Annotated in this window: 26 protein-coding genes; 9 read left to right on the top strand and 17 right to left on the bottom strand. The window is 67.0% G+C overall.

Features of this window, described 5'->3' with window-relative positions:
* The first annotated feature begins 49 nt into the window (after positions 1–49).
* The 8 genes from ilvD to SVA_RS11335 all read left to right on the top strand — a co-directional run bounded on the left by ilvD (position 50) and on the right by SVA_RS11335 (position 7,525).
* A complete protein-coding gene (ilvD, locus tag SVA_RS11370) occupies positions 50–1,747 on the top strand; it encodes a dihydroxy-acid dehydratase (protein ID WP_096462925.1) in 1,698 nt (565 codons plus the stop codon).
* A 97-nt stretch (positions 1,748–1,844) separates the two neighbouring features.
* Positions 1,845–2,069: a CDGSH iron-sulfur domain-containing protein gene (locus tag SVA_RS20435; protein ID WP_096461336.1), complete on the top strand. Its 225-nt coding sequence runs from the start codon at positions 1,845–1,847 to the stop codon at positions 2,067–2,069.
* A gap of 523 nt (positions 2,070–2,592) precedes the next feature.
* Positions 2,593–2,982 (top strand): EF-hand domain-containing protein, encoded by a 390-nt coding sequence (locus SVA_RS20430; RefSeq protein WP_096461335.1) that lies wholly within the window; start codon positions 2,593–2,595, stop codon positions 2,980–2,982.
* 123 nt (positions 2,983–3,105) lie between these two features.
* A complete protein-coding gene (locus SVA_RS11355; protein ID WP_096461334.1) occupies positions 3,106–3,516 on the top strand; it encodes an EF-hand domain-containing protein in 411 nt (136 codons plus the stop codon).
* Positions 3,517–3,616: 100 nt separating this feature from the next.
* Positions 3,617–3,910 (top strand): EF-hand domain-containing protein, encoded by a 294-nt coding sequence (locus SVA_RS11350; protein ID WP_096462924.1) that lies wholly within the window; start codon positions 3,617–3,619, stop codon positions 3,908–3,910.
* Positions 3,911–4,117: 207 nt separating this feature from the next.
* Complete coding sequence (locus SVA_RS11345) at positions 4,118–5,563, top strand: HAMP domain-containing sensor histidine kinase (RefSeq protein WP_169924061.1); 1,446 nt, start codon at positions 4,118–4,120, stop codon at positions 5,561–5,563.
* A 25-nt stretch (positions 5,564–5,588) separates the two neighbouring features.
* Positions 5,589–6,131, top strand: coding sequence for a hypothetical protein (locus tag SVA_RS11340; RefSeq protein ID WP_096461332.1), 543 nt, complete (start codon positions 5,589–5,591; stop codon positions 6,129–6,131).
* Positions 6,131–7,525 (top strand): sigma 54-interacting transcriptional regulator, encoded by a 1,395-nt coding sequence (locus SVA_RS11335; RefSeq protein ID WP_096461331.1) that lies wholly within the window; start codon positions 6,131–6,133, stop codon positions 7,523–7,525. Before SVA_RS11340 ends, SVA_RS11335 begins: the two co-directional genes overlap by 1 nt.
* A gap of 92 nt (positions 7,526–7,617) precedes the next feature.
* Here SVA_RS11335 and SVA_RS11330 read toward each other — a convergent pair whose 3' ends face one another.
* From SVA_RS11330 to SVA_RS11315, 5 genes are all read right to left on the bottom strand, one after another.
* Positions 7,618–8,103 carry a hemerythrin domain-containing protein gene (locus tag SVA_RS11330; RefSeq protein WP_169924060.1) on the bottom strand — a complete coding sequence of 162 codons (486 nt, stop codon included), beginning with the start codon at positions 8,101–8,103 and terminating at the stop codon, positions 7,618–7,620.
* A gap of 115 nt (positions 8,104–8,218) precedes the next feature.
* Positions 8,219–9,070 carry a hypothetical protein gene (locus tag SVA_RS11325; protein WP_096461329.1) on the bottom strand — a complete coding sequence of 284 codons (852 nt, stop codon included), beginning with the start codon at positions 9,068–9,070 and terminating at the stop codon, positions 8,219–8,221.
* A 38-nt stretch (positions 9,071–9,108) separates the two neighbouring features.
* Positions 9,109–9,294 (bottom strand): hypothetical protein, encoded by a 186-nt coding sequence (locus SVA_RS19470; protein WP_148665454.1) that lies wholly within the window; start codon positions 9,292–9,294, stop codon positions 9,109–9,111.
* 232 nt (positions 9,295–9,526) lie between these two features.
* A complete protein-coding gene (locus SVA_RS11320; RefSeq protein ID WP_096461328.1) occupies positions 9,527–9,823 on the bottom strand; it encodes an ElaB/YgaM/YqjD family protein in 297 nt (98 codons plus the stop codon).
* A gap of 16 nt (positions 9,824–9,839) precedes the next feature.
* Positions 9,840–10,160, bottom strand: coding sequence for a BON domain-containing protein (locus SVA_RS11315; RefSeq protein WP_096461327.1), 321 nt, complete (start codon positions 10,158–10,160; stop codon positions 9,840–9,842).
* A gap of 284 nt (positions 10,161–10,444) precedes the next feature.
* On the opposite strand from SVA_RS11315, the gene SVA_RS11310 reads away from it, so the two are divergent.
* Positions 10,445–10,813, top strand: coding sequence for a hypothetical protein (locus tag SVA_RS11310; RefSeq protein WP_096461326.1), 369 nt, complete (start codon positions 10,445–10,447; stop codon positions 10,811–10,813).
* Positions 10,814–10,879: 66 nt separating this feature from the next.
* Here SVA_RS11310 and SVA_RS11305 read toward each other — a convergent pair whose 3' ends face one another.
* The 12 genes from SVA_RS11305 to SVA_RS11250 form a co-directional block, all read right to left on the bottom strand.
* Positions 10,880–11,092 (bottom strand): hypothetical protein, encoded by a 213-nt coding sequence (locus SVA_RS11305; protein ID WP_096461325.1) that lies wholly within the window; start codon positions 11,090–11,092, stop codon positions 10,880–10,882.
* 63 nt (positions 11,093–11,155) lie between these two features.
* Positions 11,156–11,497: a PilZ domain-containing protein gene (locus SVA_RS11300; protein ID WP_096461324.1), complete on the bottom strand. Its 342-nt coding sequence runs from the start codon at positions 11,495–11,497 to the stop codon at positions 11,156–11,158.
* Positions 11,498–11,531: 34 nt separating this feature from the next.
* Complete coding sequence (locus SVA_RS11295; protein WP_096461323.1) at positions 11,532–11,921, bottom strand: PilZ domain-containing protein; 390 nt, start codon at positions 11,919–11,921, stop codon at positions 11,532–11,534.
* Positions 11,922–11,943: 22 nt separating this feature from the next.
* Positions 11,944–12,180: a cold-shock protein gene (locus SVA_RS11290; protein ID WP_096461322.1), complete on the bottom strand. Its 237-nt coding sequence runs from the start codon at positions 12,178–12,180 to the stop codon at positions 11,944–11,946.
* Positions 12,181–12,472: 292 nt separating this feature from the next.
* On the bottom strand, positions 12,473–12,670 hold the full coding sequence (locus SVA_RS11285) for a CsbD family protein (protein WP_096461321.1): 198 nt from the start codon (positions 12,668–12,670) through the stop codon (positions 12,473–12,475).
* Between the two features lie 36 nt (positions 12,671–12,706).
* Positions 12,707–12,871 (bottom strand): DUF1328 family protein, encoded by a 165-nt coding sequence (locus tag SVA_RS11280; RefSeq protein WP_096461320.1) that lies wholly within the window; start codon positions 12,869–12,871, stop codon positions 12,707–12,709.
* 327 nt (positions 12,872–13,198) lie between these two features.
* Complete coding sequence (locus SVA_RS11275; RefSeq protein ID WP_096461319.1) at positions 13,199–13,549, bottom strand: hypothetical protein; 351 nt, start codon at positions 13,547–13,549, stop codon at positions 13,199–13,201.
* 21 nt (positions 13,550–13,570) lie between these two features.
* Positions 13,571–13,984 carry a hypothetical protein gene (locus SVA_RS11270; RefSeq protein ID WP_096461318.1) on the bottom strand — a complete coding sequence of 138 codons (414 nt, stop codon included), beginning with the start codon at positions 13,982–13,984 and terminating at the stop codon, positions 13,571–13,573.
* Between the two features lie 6 nt (positions 13,985–13,990).
* Positions 13,991–14,275 carry an ElaB/YgaM/YqjD family protein gene (locus SVA_RS11265; protein WP_096461317.1) on the bottom strand — a complete coding sequence of 95 codons (285 nt, stop codon included), beginning with the start codon at positions 14,273–14,275 and terminating at the stop codon, positions 13,991–13,993.
* Positions 14,276–14,285: 10 nt separating this feature from the next.
* Positions 14,286–14,600, bottom strand: a complete 315-nt coding sequence (locus tag SVA_RS11260) for a BON domain-containing protein (RefSeq protein WP_096461316.1) — start codon at positions 14,598–14,600, stop codon at positions 14,286–14,288.
* A 51-nt stretch (positions 14,601–14,651) separates the two neighbouring features.
* Entirely contained in the window at positions 14,652–15,179 is a 528-nt protein-coding gene (locus tag SVA_RS11255; RefSeq protein WP_096461315.1) for an outer membrane beta-barrel protein, read from the bottom strand.
* A 362-nt stretch (positions 15,180–15,541) separates the two neighbouring features.
* Positions 15,542–16,660, bottom strand: coding sequence for an AI-2E family transporter (locus SVA_RS11250; RefSeq protein WP_096461314.1), 1,119 nt, complete (start codon positions 16,658–16,660; stop codon positions 15,542–15,544).
* Positions 16,661–16,698: the final 38 nt, after the last annotated feature.

Genomic DNA, 16,698 nt, shown 5'->3' with positions numbered 1-16,698 from the left:
TCGGAGGCCCTGCCTCTGGTAAGGTATGCGCCCCCCGCCAGTGCGCAGCATGTGTTGGAGTCGATCCGTGTCGAAGAAGCTCAACCGCTACAGCAGCCGAATCACCGAACCCCGGTCCCAGGGCGCCTCGCAGGCCATGCTCTACGGCGCGGGGCTCAGCGAGGCCGACATGGCCAAACCCGAGGTGGGTATCGCCAGCGTCTGGTGGGAAGGCAACACCTGCAACATGCATCTGAACGACCTGGCCGCCTTCGTGAAGGAGGGCGTGGCGGCAGCCGATCTCGTCGGCCTGCGGTTCAACACCATCGGCGTATCCGACGGCATCTCGATGGGCACGGAAGGGATGAGCTACTCCCTGCAGTCGCGGGACCTGATCGCCGATTCCATCGAAACGGTGGTCGCGGCGCAGTGGTACGATGCCCTGGTCACGATTCCCGGCTGCGACAAGAACATGCCCGGCTGCCTGATGGCGATGGGCCGGCTCAACCGGCCTTCGCTCATGGTGTACGGCGGCACGATCAAGCCGGGGCACCGCGACCATGACACCCTCGACATCGTCTCGGCGTTCCAGAGTTACGGGGCGTATCTGGCCGGCAAGATCACGGACGACGCGCGTGCCGACATCGTGAAGCATTCCTGCCCCGGTCCGGGTGCCTGCGGCGGCATGTACACCGCGAACACGATGGCGAGCGCGATCGAGGCGCTCGGCATGTCGCTGCCCTACAGCTCGTCCACGCCGGCGGTGGACGACGCCAAGAAGGAGGAGTGCCGCCGCGCCGGCGCGGCCGTGCGTCACCTGCTCGAGATCGATCTCAAGCCGCGCGACATCATGACGCGGGAGGCGTTCGAGAACGCGATGGTGATGGTGATGGCCCTGGGCGGATCGACCAACGCCGTCCTCCACCTGATCGCCATGGCGCGCGCCGTCGGCGTGTCGCTCACGATCGACGATTTCCAGAAGGTATCCGACCGCGTGCCGTACATCGCGGACCTCAAGCCGAGCGGGCGCTACGTGATGGAGGACCTTCACAAGGTCGGCGGCACGCCGGCGGTGATGAAGTATCTCCTGCAGGAGGGGTTGCTCAACGGCGAATGCTACACGGTCACCGGAAAGACGCTCGCGGAGAACCTCAAGGACCTGCCCGGTCTGCCGCCGGGACAGGACGTGGTGCGGCGATTGAGCGACCCGATCAAGCCGTCCGGTCACATCCGCATCCTCAAGGGCAATCTCGCGCCCGGCGGCGCGGTCGCGAAGATCACCGGCAAGGAGGGGCTCGTCTTTCGCGGGCCCGCGCGCGTGTACGACGCCGAGGAGGACATGCTCGCGGCGCTCGAACGCGGCGAGATCCGGAAGGGCGAGGTGGTCGTGATCCGGTACGAGGGCCCGAAGGGTGGCCCGGGCATGCCGGAGATGCTGACGCCGACATCCGCGATCATGGGCGCGGGACTGGGCAAGGACGTCGCGCTCATCACCGATGGCCGCTTCTCCGGAGGCTCGCACGGCTTCATCATCGGCCACGTCGTGCCCGAGGCCCAGGAAGGGGGGCCGATCGCGCTCATCCGCGACGGCGACGTGATCACGATCGACGCGGCGGAGAACGCGCTGAGCGTGGGGGTGAGCGACGAGGAGATGGCGAGACGCCGTGCGGCATGGACCATGCCGCCCTTCAAGGCCGCGCGCGGGACCCTCTACAAATACATCAAGAACGTCAGGAGCGCTTCCGAGGGCTGCGTGACGGACGAGTAGCAGCCGTTCTCCCGGGCGCACCCGTCTCGTCCCGGCCGCGCCCGGGAACGCGGTTCACAACCATACATCCATACCGAACCACAACAGGAGCCGCTCAATGGCAAGAATAACCGTGCGACAGAATGGTCCCTATCTCGTAGAGGGAGACGACGTCGAGCTCGTCGACTGGAACGGCAAGCCTTATCCGGTTCCCCGCCGCCCGTTCGCCCTTTGCCGGTGCGGCGGATCGACGAGCAAGCCGTTTTGCGACGGCACCCACACCAGGATCGGTTTTTGCGCGGCTGAGGCGGCCGTTCCCGGCAGCGCCGACAAGCCGGCATGACACGACGCGTCAAAGGATACCGAACAGCATCAACAGGACGATGACGCTCAGGGGTACCCCGAGTAGCCACAGTAGAATAATCCGCATTTCCGCGCCTCCGTGATTCTCGACGCGATGCCAGCAATCGGCGTGCCACGCGCCGGCCTCGTTCACGCGTCTTCCCGCCGCACCGCCTGAGCACGCCGCTCCCCCGCGGGCGCGGCCGCAGCTCCGCCCGACGCGCACCGTCCGATCGCACCCGATGTCTCCCGGGTTTCCCCGTCGGGGTCGCGTCGCGCGGGGTGTGAGGCCGTTCTTGTCGCTGTCGAGAGACAAGAGAATACGCGCCAAATCAATCGTCGTTCGGCCGCGCCAAACGCGGGTGTCGCCCGCGGACGACAAACGATCTTGAGAGCGCGGTCTTTCGCTCTCCGTACGTAGCGTTTCCGGGCGCTTGGCTCCTGGCATACGCATTGCTACGACGGCGTGACACGGAGTACTCCGTGTGCATTCGGATGGCAATCACTTTTTCAAGGAGATCTCTATGAAACTCACCAGGACAGTGATCGTTGCCTTCGCGCTGTCGGCGTTCTCGAGCGTCGGCTTCGCAGCAGGCGAGAAAGGCACTACCGGCGCCGGTGGCGCAGCGGGGGCAGGCGGCATGCCGTCCTTCACTCAGGCGGACAAGGACAGCAGCGGCTCCATCGAGCGCAGCGAGGCGCAGTCGATCTCCGGTCTCGACTTCTCCACGGCCGACAGCGACAGCGACGGGAAGCTCAGCCGTTCGGAGTACGAGGCGGCGATGAAGAAGGGCGGCAGCTCCAGCCCCGGCGGCAGCTCGAGCCCGGGTGGCAGCTCCAGCCCCGGCGGCAGCTCGAGCCCGGGCGGCAGCTCCAGCCCCGGCGGTTCCTCCGGCGGCGGCATGACCCGGTAGGACGCGTTCGGCCGGGTCGCGCGTCGCGCGACCCGGCCCTACGTTTTTGCGCGAAGAGAGAATTCTGGTGCGCCCGCAAAACGCCGTGGGCGTGAGCAATCGAAGGCTAGCAAGGAGGTACTCATGGGAACCATCGGGAAGGCAGGTGTGCTCGCTTTTGCGCTGTCGGCGCTTTCCGTTTCGGCCTACGCGGCCGACGCCACGCGCGGCGGCGTGCAAAGCGATCAGCCCGCCGCGGGCGGTGCGACCGGCTCGTCGACGGGATCGGCGGACCGCAGCAGCTGGGGCTCGTTCACGGACGTGGACAAGAACGGCGACGGCTTCGTCGATCAGAGCGAAGCGGCGGCCGTGCCGGGTCTCAGCTTCATGAACTACGACGCCGACGGCGACCAGCGGCTGAGTCGGCAGGAATACGAAGCGGCCCGCAGCGGCGGTCCGAGTCTGAAGGGCGAAGGCAGCGGCGGGAGCCCGATCACGCCCAGCGGAAGCGAGAAAAGCCCGCAGAAAGGGAGCGGCGGCTACCCCGAGCGGTAAAGGAAGTGGCACGGAAAGACGTGAGCAAAGCGCACCGAGCGGTGGGTTCGTTCCGGCGCGCGGTGGTAATCAAAAACCAACCAGCTATGGAGAAGCGAACATGAACACACTCAATAAGGCCGCGATCGTCGCGCTTGCTGTTTCCGCCTTCTCCTTCACGGCATATGCCGCGCAGGAAGGGAAAGGGGCCAAGGCCGGCGAGTGGGCATCCTTCCAGAAAGTCGACGCCGACGGCAACGGCATGGTCAGCAAGGAAGAGGCGGGTTCGGTACAGGGGCTCGACTTCTCGAAGGCGGACCGGAACAGTGACGGCCAGCTGAGCAAGTCGGAGTACGAGGCCGCCAAGAAAGGCCAAAAGCCCGAGCGCAAGCAGGAGAAGAGCGGCAGTCGGTAGCACGATCCTTAAATTCCCAGGGACGGGATCCCGCTTCGGGTGTCTTCGGCCCCTCCTCCCCAGGGGACTCCCGGGGCGGGCGGATCCAGGGACGGGCCGCGACGGCCGTGAGGCCGCCGCGGCGCTTTTTTTTCGCCGGCCGGGAACGCGCCCGTCGCTTGAGCGGGTAATTTTCGGAAGACCGGTGATAGCATCGCGGAAGGGAGCGTGCCAGCCGCCGGGATGCGTCCGTCCTTTTATCGTTTCACCTCCAGCCTCCAGCTCATTCTGACGGGGTTTTTCCTCCTCGCCCTGCTGCTGATCATCGGGCAGGTGGCCGCGATTCTGTCCGTCGATCGCCTCGCCCGCCAGAGCCGACAGGCGATCTACGACGCCGCCGAAACCCTGCATGTCAGCCAGGTGTTCGCCACCGACGTGACCTTTCTCGAGCGGGCCGCCCGGCAGTACGACGTGCTTCGCGACCGGGAGCTGTTCGAGGTTTATCTGGAGCGCCGCGCGCGCTTCCTTCAGGACGCGCAACGGCTCGCCGCCCGACCCCTGACCGGGGAACAGCGCCGACGACTGCAGGGCCTGCTCCAGGAGGAGTCCGCGATGCACCAGGCACTCGCGGGGGCGCCCGCGCCGGGCCCGTCCGTCGCCGAGCGCTTCTCCGTCCTGGACGCGGCCGCTCGCGCGATTCTGGCCGAGAGCGGCGAACTCGTGAGCCGGGCGGTCGATGACATCCAGCTCGGCGCGGCCGAGACCCAACGGCGGTTGATCGTGCAGGCGATTGCGCTGATCCCCGCGGCGCTCGTGCTCGCAGCGGTGTACAGCGTGCTGATCAACCGGCCGATCCGGCAGATCAAGAACGCGATCACTTCGCTGGGGGAGGGGCGATTCCTGGACGGTGTGCGTGTCTCGGGACCGCGGGATCTAGAGGAGCTCGGGCGCCAGCTCGACTGGCTGCGACTTCGGCTGCGCGGGCTGGAGCAGCACAAGGTCACGATCGTGCGCAACATCTCGCACGAACTGAAGACGCCGCTCGCCGCGATACGCGAAGGTATCGAGCTTCTGCACGACGAAGTACCGGGCACGCTCAACCGCCAACAGGCCGAGATCGCGCGCATTCTCCAGGCGAACAGCGTGCGGCTGCAGAAGCTGATCGACGATCTGATCAACTTCTCGATCGCGCAGACGGAAGATCCCTTTCTCAACGAGCGGCCGATTCAGCTGCATCGGCTGCTCGCCAGCGTGATCGACGACCAGAAGCCGCTGCTTGCCTCGCGCCGTCTCGCCGTGCACACCGACCTGCACGAAGCCACCGTGATCGGCGACCGCGAGAAGCTCAAGTCGATCTTCGACAACCTGCTCTCGAACGCGATCAAGTATTCTCCGCCCGGCGGCGCAATCGACATCGCTCTCTCGCGCGAGGCCGGTCGCGCGCTGGTGGACGTCCGCGATCAAGGACCGGGAATCGATCCGCGGGAGCGCGGAAAGGTCTTCGATGCCTTCTACCAGGGTCGTCCGACACCGCAAAGCGCGCTCATGCAGGGCAGCGGGCTCGGTCTCGCCATCGCGCACGCGTACACACGCCTGCACAAAGGCAGCATTGAAGTCGTGGACTCGAAGGGCGGCGCGCACATCCGCGTTGCGCTTCCGCTGGCCGGTGCGTAATCTTTCGCGGCTGAGAGGAGGGGCAATGGATTGTCGCGTTTCCGCCGCGGCGGCTTCGCTCGCGTGTGTCGTCATCGTCGCGGGCTGCGCCGCGCCACCCAGCCGATCGTCGTCGGCGTCGCCCGTCGTCGCGGGTTCCTACGAGTGCGAGCACGCGTCGTCCGAGCTGGAGGATCTGATCAGTTATGCGGAGCGCGTGCGACTGCTCGCGCCGGGCGCGCTCCAGCGGGAGTACTCGGAGCGCGAGCAGGGATTTCGGGACGAGGGGAGTCCCGCGAACCGCATCCGGCTCGCGGTGCTGCTCGGGCTGAAGCAGGCCCCGTTTCGCGACGACGCTCGCGCGCGTCATCTGCTCCTGCAGGCCGCCCACCAGTCCGGCTATAATGCCGAATCCTATCGCGGCCTGGCGGTCCTGCTCCTGCAGCAGCTGGACGAGCGCCGCGAGATGGAGGCGACGCTCGAAAGCGAACGCAGGGAGCGTCAGGCGCTCCGCAGGAAGCTCGAGCAACTCAAGGCGATCGAGGAGCAGATCGACCGACGCATGCCCCCCGTGATCCAACCCCGCTGATGCCTTCGCGCGCGCAGATACTGCTGGTCGACGACGACCTCGGGCTGCTCCGGCTGCTGGCCATGCGGCTCAACGCCGCCGGCTACTCCGTGGAGACGGCTGAGAGCGGCGAAAAGGCGCTTGCCTACCTCGCCGCGTCGCAGCCGCAGCTCGTGGTCACGGACCTGCGCATGGACGGGATCGACGGCATGGCGCTGTACAACGCGATCCACGAGCGTCATCCGGCGCTTCCCGTGATCATCCTCACCGCGCACGGCACGATTCCCGATGCCGTCGAGGCGATCAAGCGCGGTGTCTTCGGCTACCTGACCAAGCCCTTCGACAGCAAGGGGCTGCTCAAGGCGGTCGAGCAGGCGCTGCACGTGGCGGGAGCGCCGCGACCCATGCCGGCAGGGGACGCGGAACCGCCGGACGACGCGTGGCGGTCGGAGATCATCAGCCAGAGCGCGGTGATGGAGGACCTGCTGCAGCAGGCGCGTCTCGTCGCGGACAGCGAGGCGTCGGTGCTCATCCAGAGCGAAAGCGGAACCGGCAAGGAGCTGCTGGCCCGCGCGATCCACAAGGCGAGCCGGCGGTGCGGCGAGCCCTTCGTGGCGATGAACTGCAGCGCCATTCCGGAGACGTTGCTCGAATCCGAGCTTTTCGGCCACGTGAAGGGCGCCTTCACGGGAGCGATGCAAACCTACAAAGGGCTGTTCCAGGCCGCGCACAAAGGGACGTTGTTTCTCGACGAGATCGGCGACATGACGCTCACTTTCCAGGCGAAGCTCCTGCGGGTGCTCCAGGAGAAGGAAGTGCGGCCGGTGGGCTCGAGCGAAACCATTCCCATCGACGTGCGCGTGATCTCCGCCACGCACCGGGACCTGGACGCGGCGGTTGCAGCGGGGGAGTTCCGGCAGGACCTTTATTACCGGCTCAACGTCGTCACCCTCGTGCTTCCGCCTCTCGCGAAGCGGCCGGAGGACATCCCGCTTCTCGTCGCTCACTTTCTCGTAGAGATCAGCGAGCGCGGCGGCCGGGAGCCCAAGAGCTTCTCCCCGGAGGCGATGGAGCTGCTGATCAGCGCGCCGTGGCCCGGCAACGTCCGGCAGCTGCAGAACGTCGTCGAACAGACCTGCGCGCTCTCGACCACGCCGGTGATCCCGGCCAGCCTGGTGCGCAAGGCCCTGCACAACCAGCCGCCGCAGGTCCTGTCGTTCGCGGAGAAACGGGATCAGTTCGAGCGCGAGTACCTCACCCAGCTGCTGCGCATGACGGCGGGAAACGTGAGCCGGGCCGCGCGGCTCGCTCAGCGCAATCGCACGGAGTTCTACAAGCTCCTGCGGCGCTATCACCTCGAGCCGAAGGCCTTCCGCACCACCACGCCTTCGGGCCAGCGGCCCCCTTCGTCCTGACCGCTCGACGCGGCCGGACGTTTCGTTTCCGTATCCGGACCAACCTGGCGTGCCGGGGCGGACACCGCCCGCCCCGTCGCGGACGCGCGCGATCAGAGCCCCAGTCGCGCGAACATCTCTTTGGCGCCCTTGTGCGCGCCCTTCATCATTCCTTCCTTTTCTTCGGTGATGGTCTGGGCCATTTCGGCCGCCTCGTCCTTGTCGATCAGCTTCTCCGCCTTCGGGAACAGTTCCTTTTCCTCTTCCTCGACGTGGTGCTCGATGACTTCCTTCAGCACGGTCAGTTTCGCTTCCCACTGCTCGTCGTCGGTGGGCATCGCGGAGATCTCCTCGAGCAGCGTGTCCGCGACGTGATGCTCCTCGATCGCCTCGTTGATGATTTCGCGGAGTGACTCCTCCTCCCGGAGCCGCGGGTAGAAGATTTCCTCCTCGACCTGCGTGTGGACCGTGAGCTCCTTCGCCAGCTCCTTGAACGTCTTCTCCCGCGTCTTGACGGCGCGCTCCGAGCTCTCTTCGAGTTTCTTGAAAAGCTTGGCAACCTCCGCGTGGTCCTGCTTCAGCAGCTTGAATACGTCCATGACCTGGTCTCCTGATGCTGTGTGATCCGGTCGCGCCGTCCACGACGCCCCGACGCCGCCGCCGGGCGACGGGGACGGCCGCGGAGGCGGATGTCCCGTCCGTCCGATCCCGTCCTCAGGGCTCGGGTATGCCGCGCACGTGGTGGCGTTCGGAAACATGATCGCCGACGACGCGGTTGGTGGTCGCGCGCACGCCGGCCGCGCCACCCGCGATTCCGAGCGCGAGCGACAGGAGCAGGCCGATGAAGAGCCACCAGGAGGCGGCAGTCAGTGCCTCGGTCGTCTGTTCCGCGGCCCCGCGCACGTTCTGCTGACTGAAGAGCGGCATCGCCTTGTCCACCGTCTGCTGCGCGCGCTCCGGCGTGAATCCCATGTTGTTGACCATGATGTTCACCGCGCGGTCGCGGTCGCCCGCCTGCATCGCCTGCTGCAGCGAGGACAGGGTCTCCGCGTTCACCTGCCCCTCTCCGGTGCCGGTGATCATCCCGGCCAGCTGGTCCATCACGTTCTGCTGGCCGCCCGCGGGAGCCGCCTGCGCGGCGCCTTGCACGGTCGAGCTCAGCACGCTGAACGTGCCGCCGAGCAGGGCACCGAGTGCGCTGACCGTGATGAACGCGTAGAGCAGCGTGGTCGCGCCCCATGAGACGAACCCGTGGAGCATGCCGTCGGTGAGGCGCGAAAGACCGGACATGTTCCCCGCCACGTAGCCCCCGATGAAGGCGCCGACGAGCATGCTGATGCCGGTCCAGATGCCGGCGCCGAGCGGCACGGCGCCGACCGGCTCGGCCGCCTGCGGATCGACCGCCGTCAGACCGACCGCCACGCCGAGCAGGGCGAGCAGCAGATAGCTTGCGGTCCCGCTGACGACGCCGGCCAGCACGGCGCCCCAGCGGATGGCGGAGAAGTAGGGTCGGCGTGTCGACCTGCTTTCCAGACTGGTCGTGGTAGGTTCGATGATCGTTGCCATGTGAGATCTCCTTTCTCGGGGTTCGTCCTTGCGCCTGTTCAGCGGTCAACCCGGTCCTGCGCACGATCGCCGGCGCGTTCGAGCGAATCGCCGGCCTTCTCGACCCCGCGATCGATCCGTTCGCCCGCGCGCTCCGCGGGGCCTTCTCGCTCGCAGCCGCTGAAGGCGAGTATCGCTACCGCGGCGCCCATCACGGCGCCCATCGTGGTCGTTCTGAGTCTCATCGCTTCGTTTCTCCTTTAGGGTAAAAGTGTCCTGGGTCGGGCGAGTGCGAGCCTGCGACGGCGGCGAGGCCCCGTGCCTCGACCTTTTCCGCGTCGACCCGCGCGTAACTGCGTGCCCGACCGGTCCGCCGGGCGGTTCTTGCGCGGCGTGACCTCGTTCGAGCACGCGCTCACGGCCAGCATCGCGGCGGCCGCCCCGTACAGCCAGCCGGGACAGCGCGTTCGCATCGAGTCAGTCTCCGGCCTGCACGCCCCGGCGAGCGAGGGCGCCGAGCAGAAAACCGGCGCCGACCGCGATGCCGATCGCCGCCATCGGGTGCGCCACGATGTACTCGTTGATCTGGTCTATCAGTTCCCGGGACTGTTCGCCCGCGAGACGGCCGGTCTCCCGCAGTTGCTGCTCCGCACGGGCGCCGTACTCGCTCAGCGTGTCGACCGTCTCGTGGGCCGTCTGCGCGAGACGTTCCGTTGCCGTCTGCGCCGCCTGCTCGGCGCTGCTCACTGCAGAATGGGCTTGCTCCATGGCCATGGCACTTTCTCCGTCGTCAGCGCGGTTTAACAATGATGCTGTTGGTCACCGAGCGCACGCCCTCGACCGAGCGGGCGACCCGCTCGGCCCGGGCCTTCTGCTCCGGGGTATCGACAAAGCCGCTCAGCTGCACTTGGCCTTTGTGGGTCTCGACGCTCACCTGGAACCCGCTCACGTCGGGGTCCCGGAAGAGGGCCGTTTTCACCTTCGAGGTCACGACGCTGTCGTCGATGTACTCGCCGGTACTGGCTCGCGTCGGCCCGCCGGCGCAGCCCGCCATCGCGGAGAATCCCGCGACGAGAGCGAGGAGGACGAGTGCGGCCGGCAGAAATGCCATTCGTGCGCGATTCGAAGAGCTCACGCGGGCAGGGTAGCAAACGCCGTACCATGCCAGCCGCGCTGCGCGGCGGCGTCAGCGCGCGCACCCGCGGCCCGCGGTGTCGGGACGGCCCGACAGGCGATACGCGCCGCGCGATACGGTCTTGATTGCCCGCCGGTTGTCTTGTCGTTTGCCGGCGACAGCACCGGCGCGCTTCGCAGGTTCCCTGCGATTGCGTATGATGCAGCGCTTCGCGCGGTCCCTCGTGAACCGCACCCACAACAAGAACTTCGTGTGTCATCATGCGCCGTCGTCTGCCTCGTGACCGCTCGCTCCTCGAGCTCTTCGCCGCACCCCTGGTGCTGGCCGCCTATGCGATCCTCGCCTTCGGAGTCTTTCGCCTCGGTTGCGCCCCCGCGTTCGAGGACGTCGACTTCTTCGGCGTGCCGGTCACCGTGTTCCTTCTCGGGGCGCTGACCCTAGCCGCGCTCGTCCTGATTCTGTTCGCCGGCCTTCACCTGCCGCGCGTCCTCCGGCGGGCGGAAACGACGGTGGGACAAACGCCCGCCCGGCGCACGGCGTTGATGCTGCTCGGTGCGACCCTGGTCGTCGCGTCGTTCCTGCTCGCGGGTGCCTGGGGCATGTTGCTGCTCAACACCCCTTGCCCCTGATATCCGGGGCCGCACCGCAACCGACCGTTCCGACCGCGCGGAAGGGAGCCGACGACGAAAGGGGGTTCAGCCGAAAATATCGGTCGCGAAGAGCAGGAAGACGAGTACGTAGGTGACGACGTACATCAGGACGTCCCACTTGTCGGCCGCGTAATGGGCCTCCAGGTGACGGAGCACCGTTCCGATGTATTGCGTGAACCCGTCGCGGTAAGCCTTCCTGTCCTGCGCCACCGCCACGCCGGCCGCGTCCTTGCGGCGGGCGACAGCCGCGGTTGGCATCGTGAACCTCCGTGTTCGTTTACTGCTCCTTGTCCGAAGCCGCGCGTACTCCGGGCCGGCGTCTCAGGACGCCGCCGACGCCGGGTAGAGAATCTCCCGAAGCGCGTGCACCGTGTCGACGTTGAAATCCGTGAACATGAGCCCGGCGCCGCGGTCGCCCTCCCAGATCACCGTGGCCGGCAGCCGATGGTGTGTCGTCATTCCGTTGACATCGACGGTGAAGGCGACCGAAAGCGGCGCGTCCGCGGGGATCCTGTGCGAGCCGAGCTCCACGAACATGCCGCCGATCCCGACGTTGTGAGCGCGTCCCTGCCCGATTGGTTCTCCGCCCCGGAAGAGCTTGACCGGGAACGTGATCGGCTGGCGCGTGCTCCAGCGGTGATCGGCGTGCTTTCTTTGATCCATCGTACCCTCCTTGAATCACGGCCGCGTGGCGGCCCTACTTGTTGAACCAGGAACCTCGCGAGCTTCCACGCGTCACGGCGCCGGATCGAGCGGCGCGTTCACGGTGGCGCTGCTCTTCGGCCAGCAGGATCGCCAGCAGTGCGTAAAACGCGTTCGGCGTGAGCTCGCTGAACATCAAACCCGCGCCTTCGCGCGACCACCGCATGACGACCGCCGGCAGCCGATAGATGCGCGAGACGCCGCGTTCCCTGCGCACGAAGACGACTTTCACCCGGTCGCTGGCCAGACCCGGCATCGGCCGCATTTTCACGAACAGCCCTCCGACGCTGATGTTCCGGATCCGTCCGTGTATCAATCCGTTGGGCCGACAGTCGACGATCACTCCCGTGTCGATCTGCCGCCGGGTTCCGCAGCGGTGCTCCATGACTTCGGCTCCTTCCGGCCCCTCAGCGCGGGTCCATGGCGCTCTCCGTGGGCGCCATGACCGCGCGGATTCTCACTGCTTCCGGTCCCATCGGGCCGTCCGCCATCTGAAACTCGACCTGCTGTCCCTCGCGCAAGGTCCGGAACCCGTCCATTTCGATGGCGGAGTAGTGCGCGAACACGTCGTCCCCGCCGTTGCTCGGTGCGATGAAGCCGTAGCCACGGCTCTCGCTGAACCACTTCACCACGCCCGTTGCCATATCTCCTCGCCGCGGCGCGCATCCTGCGCCGTTCCGCCCCGATCGGCCGGGTTCTCTGCTTGCCGTGCAGGCACGCGAGACTCTACGGGCTGGGAGGAAGCGGAGAAATCCGGACTTGCCCCAGAACGCCCTCAGGGGTTTTCCGTAGGATTGGTGCGGGAAAGACGATCGCTCGGAAAATGTCGAGAGGGACAAACCCGCGCCCGGACGTGCGCGCGAACGTCGCGAACGCGAGCGTCAAAAAAAAGGAACGAGGCGCGAGCCCCGTTCCCTGCGGTGCGTATTCGGCGGATCAGAGGGTCCGCTCGAAGTCGCTTACCTGGCGCTCCGCTTCCTCCCTGCCGACGCCGTACGCCTTTTGTATCCTTCCGACGAGCTCCTCGCGACGCCCGTCGATCTGGGTGATCTCGTCGTCGGTGAGATCGCCCCACTTTGCCTTCACCTTGCCCTTGACCTGCATCCAGTTGCCCTTGATCTGATCCCAGTTCATCGAATCCTCCTGCCGATTCTCCGCGACGCTTCTGCGCTAAACCGGCGGACGACGGCCGAGCAGCAGGAAGACGACGAAGAGAACCAGGAATATGAAGAACAACACCTTGGCGATCGTCGCCGCCGTTCCCGCCAGGCCGGTAAAGCCGAGCAGCGCGGCGATGATCGCGATGATGAGAAAAGTCACCGCCCACGAGAGCATGAGTCACCTCGTTCGGGCGGCATGACCGCCCGTTTGTTGTTGCTGAAAACGCGGGCCCTATTGCTGGGTTCCGCTGCCCGAAGAAGAACCGCCCGGCTGGCTGGACGTACCGCCAGGCTGGCTCGGCGTCGTCCCCGGGCTGCGCTGCGTCCCCGCACCCGAGTCGGGTGACTGCTGGCCGGCTGTACCGCCCGGCGAACTGCTCGTGCCCCCGCCCTCGCGTTCGCATGCGGCGGCGCCGATCGCAAAGAACGCCGCCAGTAAGACCGGTGTCAGAATGCGCGTATTCATAGTCGCTCTCCTTTTCTCCGTTGCAGGTTGAAACAATCAGCCGTCCTGCCGACTGGGCCGGCGCGAGACGACGAAGTCCCGCGCAGTAGTGAGCAGGAACGGCCAGACCAGGTAGTGGCCGAGCCAGTGCGGCGGCAACGAGGTGCGGGCGCGCCGGGCGCCTCGCCGCATGCCGGAGCCTGCCGGTTCCGCACGCGCCGTCGTCCTCCTGCGTCCTCCCCGCCAGAAGCCGATTGCAAGCCCCCCGGAAAAACCGAGCACCAGCGCGCCGCGCGAAGCCAGCTTCCGTCGCCACGCCTGACGCAGGTCCGCGACGCTCTGCTCCAGCGCCTGTTTGGCGACCTCCGCCTGCCGTTCCTTGAGGCGAATCTGTTTCGTCAGTCGCATTGCCGCGTTTCTCTCCGGGATCTACTCGCCCTTGAGCGCACGCCGTGTGGCGCGAAAGGTGAGCCTTCGGCTCAGGCGCGGGATGACTGCGAGCAGGCCGACCGCGACAACGGCGTTCACGGCCGCCGCGACGAGCAGCGCGACACCCGCGCTCAGCCCGAGCGCCATGAGGCCGCGCACGCCGGCGGCGATCAGCAAGCCCCACGTCGTGAGCGCCAGTACGCCGACCGCGAGAGCCAGGCCGGCGATGAACGCGAGCGTCAGGCCCGCGAGCCGGGACTCGAGCGCCGCCATCTCCAGCACGGCGCCCGTGTAGTCGCGAAGCGACCGCACACCCGTCGAGGCAAGGCCGAGCAGGCTCACCTCCGGCCCGGTTTTGGGCGCCGCCGGCTGCTCCGCCGTCGCCGCGCCGACCTTCGCAGCCGGGGCCGCCATGCGCCGTCAATCCCGCCCGCGGGACAACATACCCATGAAAAAGCCCACGCCGAGCGCTATCGCGAGCGCCGCGAGCGGCCGCTTGGAGACGTATCCGCTCAACTCGTCCGCGTACTCCCGGGTCGTCTCGCCCGCGCGGCGGCCGGTTTCCCTGAGCCGCTCCTCGGTGCGCCCGCCGTACCCGCTCAACGAGTCGATGGCCTCGTGTGCCGCTCGCGCTACGCGTTCGGTCGTCGACTGGACCGTCTGCTCCGCACTGCTGACCGCCTGGTGGGGCTTGTCCGTTGCCATGTTGCCTCCGCTACTGCGCCTTCACGATCAGATCATTCGAGACCGATTTCACGCCTTCGACGTTCCGGGCGATCTGCTCGGCGCGCTGGCGCTGCTCGTTGCTGTTCACGTAGCCGCTCAGCTGCACCTGTCCGCGGTACGTGGTGACGTTGACATTGAGACCCGAGACCTGTGGATCGGCGAGCAGTTGCGATTTGACCTTGGCGTTGATCGCGGAGTCGTCGACCGTCTGCCCCGCGGTGCGCTCGGTCTGGCACGCGCTCATGAGCGGGGCGGCGGCGACCAGGCACGTCGCCAGGGCGAACACACGAACTTGCGTTTTCATGGCACTACCTCCTTGATGTTCTTCTGCGAAGAACGGGTTTTAGAAACTCGCTTAGAAGCTCGCCTGGAGCATGACGAACACCGTATCCAGATCGGCGTCGGCGACGTCGTAGCGCTCCCACTCCAAACGGAGATCGAGCAGGTCGTTCAGGCGGAATTTCGCGCCGGCGCCGAAAAAGGGATCGTCGCCGTCGTCGTCCGGCCGGACGCCCGGACCGAGCCCGCTGGCCTCCGTTTCCCAGAAGAACTGCCCGGCCTTGCCGTAGAGCGCGAAGTTTTCCGAAAGCGGCAGCGACAACACCGCCGCCGCGCCCCAGCCGTCGGCGTCGAGCGAGTTGCCCGCCTCGCGCGCCTCGTTGAAGTCGACCCAGGAGAGTTCGACCCCGAGGGCCTGGTTGAAGCTGAAGCCCGCATAGGCCTTCCAGACCGTGTCGTCCTCGTCGAAATCGTCCTCGTTGATGTCGTAACGACCGTAACCGGCGCCGAAGAAGAACTCCGGCTGGGCCTGCGCGGGAACGGACAGCGCGATCCCGGAAAGGGTCGCAAGGGCGAAGAGCAGCATGCGGGCGCGGATCATCATCTCGTTACCTCGACCTGTTCTCGCCCGACCGGGCACGCGACAGACGCGCGGCCGGGCACACGTGGGAACACGCGGGGCCCCGGGGGAATGGACGTACACAGGGAGGCGATGCCTCGAGGACGATTCCCTTCACGAGACGCTCCATTTTCGATGCGCCTCGTTCCTCGGGCGCACCTTCGCGATAGCAATTCGTATACCACTCGCGCACGGCCTTTGAAATCAGGCGATTGACGGGCGCGCATCACGACTTCGCCGCCACGGGTGTCGGTCGCGCCCGACAGCGCGTGTGCAAGCGGTCCTTATCCGGTTGAAAGCGCGGCGATTCCGCTGTCGTCGCGTGGCGACAGCATCGCGTCCGGTGCTCAGCGCGCGAGGACGTGGCCCAGCGGCTGAAGGAGGCGCACGTGATCGCATGCGATCTTCAGCGCGACCAGAATGGGGACCGCGAGCAGGGCGCCGACGACGCCCCAGAGCCAGCCCCAGAAAATGAGGCCGAGAAAGATGACGACCGGGTTCAGCTCGAGCTGCTTGCCGAGCAGGAGCGGGGTGACCACCTGTCCCTCCAGCGACGTGAGGATCAGAAACGCCCCGGGAACGAGGAGGGCGCGGCCGAGCTCGTCGAACGTGAGCATCGCGACGATCGCGAGCACCACCGTGGTCGTGAGCGCGCCGATATAGGGGATGAAATTGAGCAGCGCGGCGAGCGCGCCCCAAAGCGCCGGATTCGGCATGCCGAGGAGGTACATGAGCAGGGCGGTCAGCAGCCCGAGGCCGGCGTTGATCAGCGTCACCGTGGACAGGTAGGACGAGATGGCGCGTTCGACCCGGTGTGCGATCTCGAGCACGTTGGCCCGCCCCTCGTTGGACGAGGCGAGGCTCGCAAGCCGGGCACGCAACCCGTCCCCGGTCGAAAGCAGAAAGTAGAGGAGGAAGAACATCACCAGGCCGCCGCCGAGAAGCTGCTGGATCCGCGCCAGCACCATGTCGCGCAGTCCGGTGCCGCGCACTTCCACCGTGCGCCCGCGTTCCGCGCCCGTCGCGCGCTCGACCTGCTGCGCCGCCTTTTCGACCTCCTCGACCTTCTGCTTGATCGGGCGCAGCTTGCGCTCGAGCTCGCCCATGATCTGCGGCGCCTTCTGCAGCCAGGCGGAAGCGGGCTCGCTCAGGGCGAGGACGATGTACGCCAGGCCGCCGAGCAGCGCGAACACGACCAGCGCCGCCGCGACCGGCGCCGGCAAGCGCAGCAGACGCAGCCAGCGCACGAGCGGAAGGAGCAGCAGGGCGAGCAGCAGCGCGAGGACGATCGGAAGGGTGAGGTCGCGCGTGAGGTAGAGCGTATAGAAAACCGCGAGCACGAACAGCGCGGTGAGGACCCATCCGCGGACGCGATCGTCTCCGGACCGCGCGTCGTGGTGTACGCGCGCGCTCTTGCCGGCGGAATCGTTCGTCCCGCCGCCGTCCCGAGAAGTCACAGGCTTCATGTCCCTATCGCCGCGCGCTTCGAGGCAGCGTACCAAAC

Source organism: Sulfurifustis variabilis, assembly GCF_002355415.1.
GTDB classification, from domain to species: domain Bacteria; phylum Pseudomonadota; class Gammaproteobacteria; order Acidiferrobacterales; family Sulfurifustaceae; genus Sulfurifustis; species Sulfurifustis variabilis.
The sequence above is the reverse complement of the archived record's forward strand: the minus strand, read 5'-3'. Positions and strand labels throughout refer to the sequence as shown.

Bases quoted from the DNA above. Each gene is read 5' to 3' on its own strand.
- ilvD (WP_096462925.1), top strand. From the start codon at position 50: ATGTGTTGGAGTCGATCCGTGTCGAAGAAGCTCAACCGCTACAGCAGC.
- SVA_RS20435 (WP_096461336.1), top strand. From the start codon at position 1,845: ATGGCAAGAATAACCGTGCGACAGAATGGTCCCTATCTCGTAGAGGGA.
- SVA_RS20430 (WP_096461335.1), top strand. From the start codon at position 2,593: ATGAAACTCACCAGGACAGTGATCGTTGCCTTCGCGCTGTCGGCGTTC.
- SVA_RS11355 (WP_096461334.1), top strand. From the start codon at position 3,106: ATGGGAACCATCGGGAAGGCAGGTGTGCTCGCTTTTGCGCTGTCGGCG.
- SVA_RS11350 (WP_096462924.1), top strand. From the start codon at position 3,617: ATGAACACACTCAATAAGGCCGCGATCGTCGCGCTTGCTGTTTCCGCC.
- SVA_RS11340 (WP_096461332.1), top strand. From the start codon at position 5,589: ATGGATTGTCGCGTTTCCGCCGCGGCGGCTTCGCTCGCGTGTGTCGTC.
- SVA_RS11335 (WP_096461331.1), top strand. From the start codon at position 6,131: ATGCCTTCGCGCGCGCAGATACTGCTGGTCGACGACGACCTCGGGCTG.
- SVA_RS11330 (WP_169924060.1), bottom strand. From the start codon at position 8,103: ATGGACGTATTCAAGCTGCTGAAGCAGGACCACGCGGAGGTTGCCAAG.
- SVA_RS11325 (WP_096461329.1), bottom strand. From the start codon at position 9,070: ATGGCAACGATCATCGAACCTACCACGACCAGTCTGGAAAGCAGGTCG.
- SVA_RS19470 (WP_148665454.1), bottom strand. From the start codon at position 9,294: ATGAGACTCAGAACGACCACGATGGGCGCCGTGATGGGCGCCGCGGTA.
- SVA_RS11320 (WP_096461328.1), bottom strand. From the start codon at position 9,823: ATGGCCATGGAGCAAGCCCATTCTGCAGTGAGCAGCGCCGAGCAGGCG.
- SVA_RS11315 (WP_096461327.1), bottom strand. From the start codon at position 10,160: ATGGCATTTCTGCCGGCCGCACTCGTCCTCCTCGCTCTCGTCGCGGGA.
- SVA_RS11310 (WP_096461326.1), top strand. From the start codon at position 10,445: ATGCGCCGTCGTCTGCCTCGTGACCGCTCGCTCCTCGAGCTCTTCGCC.
- SVA_RS11305 (WP_096461325.1), bottom strand. From the start codon at position 11,092: ATGCCAACCGCGGCTGTCGCCCGCCGCAAGGACGCGGCCGGCGTGGCG.
- SVA_RS11300 (WP_096461324.1), bottom strand. From the start codon at position 11,497: ATGGATCAAAGAAAGCACGCCGATCACCGCTGGAGCACGCGCCAGCCG.
- SVA_RS11295 (WP_096461323.1), bottom strand. From the start codon at position 11,921: ATGGAGCACCGCTGCGGAACCCGGCGGCAGATCGACACGGGAGTGATC.
- SVA_RS11290 (WP_096461322.1), bottom strand. From the start codon at position 12,180: ATGGCAACGGGCGTGGTGAAGTGGTTCAGCGAGAGCCGTGGCTACGGC.
- SVA_RS11285 (WP_096461321.1), bottom strand. From the start codon at position 12,670: ATGAACTGGGATCAGATCAAGGGCAACTGGATGCAGGTCAAGGGCAAG.
- SVA_RS11280 (WP_096461320.1), bottom strand. From the start codon at position 12,871: ATGCTCTCGTGGGCGGTGACTTTTCTCATCATCGCGATCATCGCCGCG.
- SVA_RS11275 (WP_096461319.1), bottom strand. From the start codon at position 13,549: ATGCGACTGACGAAACAGATTCGCCTCAAGGAACGGCAGGCGGAGGTC.
- SVA_RS11270 (WP_096461318.1), bottom strand. From the start codon at position 13,984: ATGGCGGCCCCGGCTGCGAAGGTCGGCGCGGCGACGGCGGAGCAGCCG.
- SVA_RS11265 (WP_096461317.1), bottom strand. From the start codon at position 14,275: ATGGCAACGGACAAGCCCCACCAGGCGGTCAGCAGTGCGGAGCAGACG.
- SVA_RS11260 (WP_096461316.1), bottom strand. From the start codon at position 14,600: ATGAAAACGCAAGTTCGTGTGTTCGCCCTGGCGACGTGCCTGGTCGCC.
- SVA_RS11255 (WP_096461315.1), bottom strand. From the start codon at position 15,179: ATGATGATCCGCGCCCGCATGCTGCTCTTCGCCCTTGCGACCCTTTCC.
- SVA_RS11250 (WP_096461314.1), bottom strand. From the start codon at position 16,660: ATGAAGCCTGTGACTTCTCGGGACGGCGGCGGGACGAACGATTCCGCC.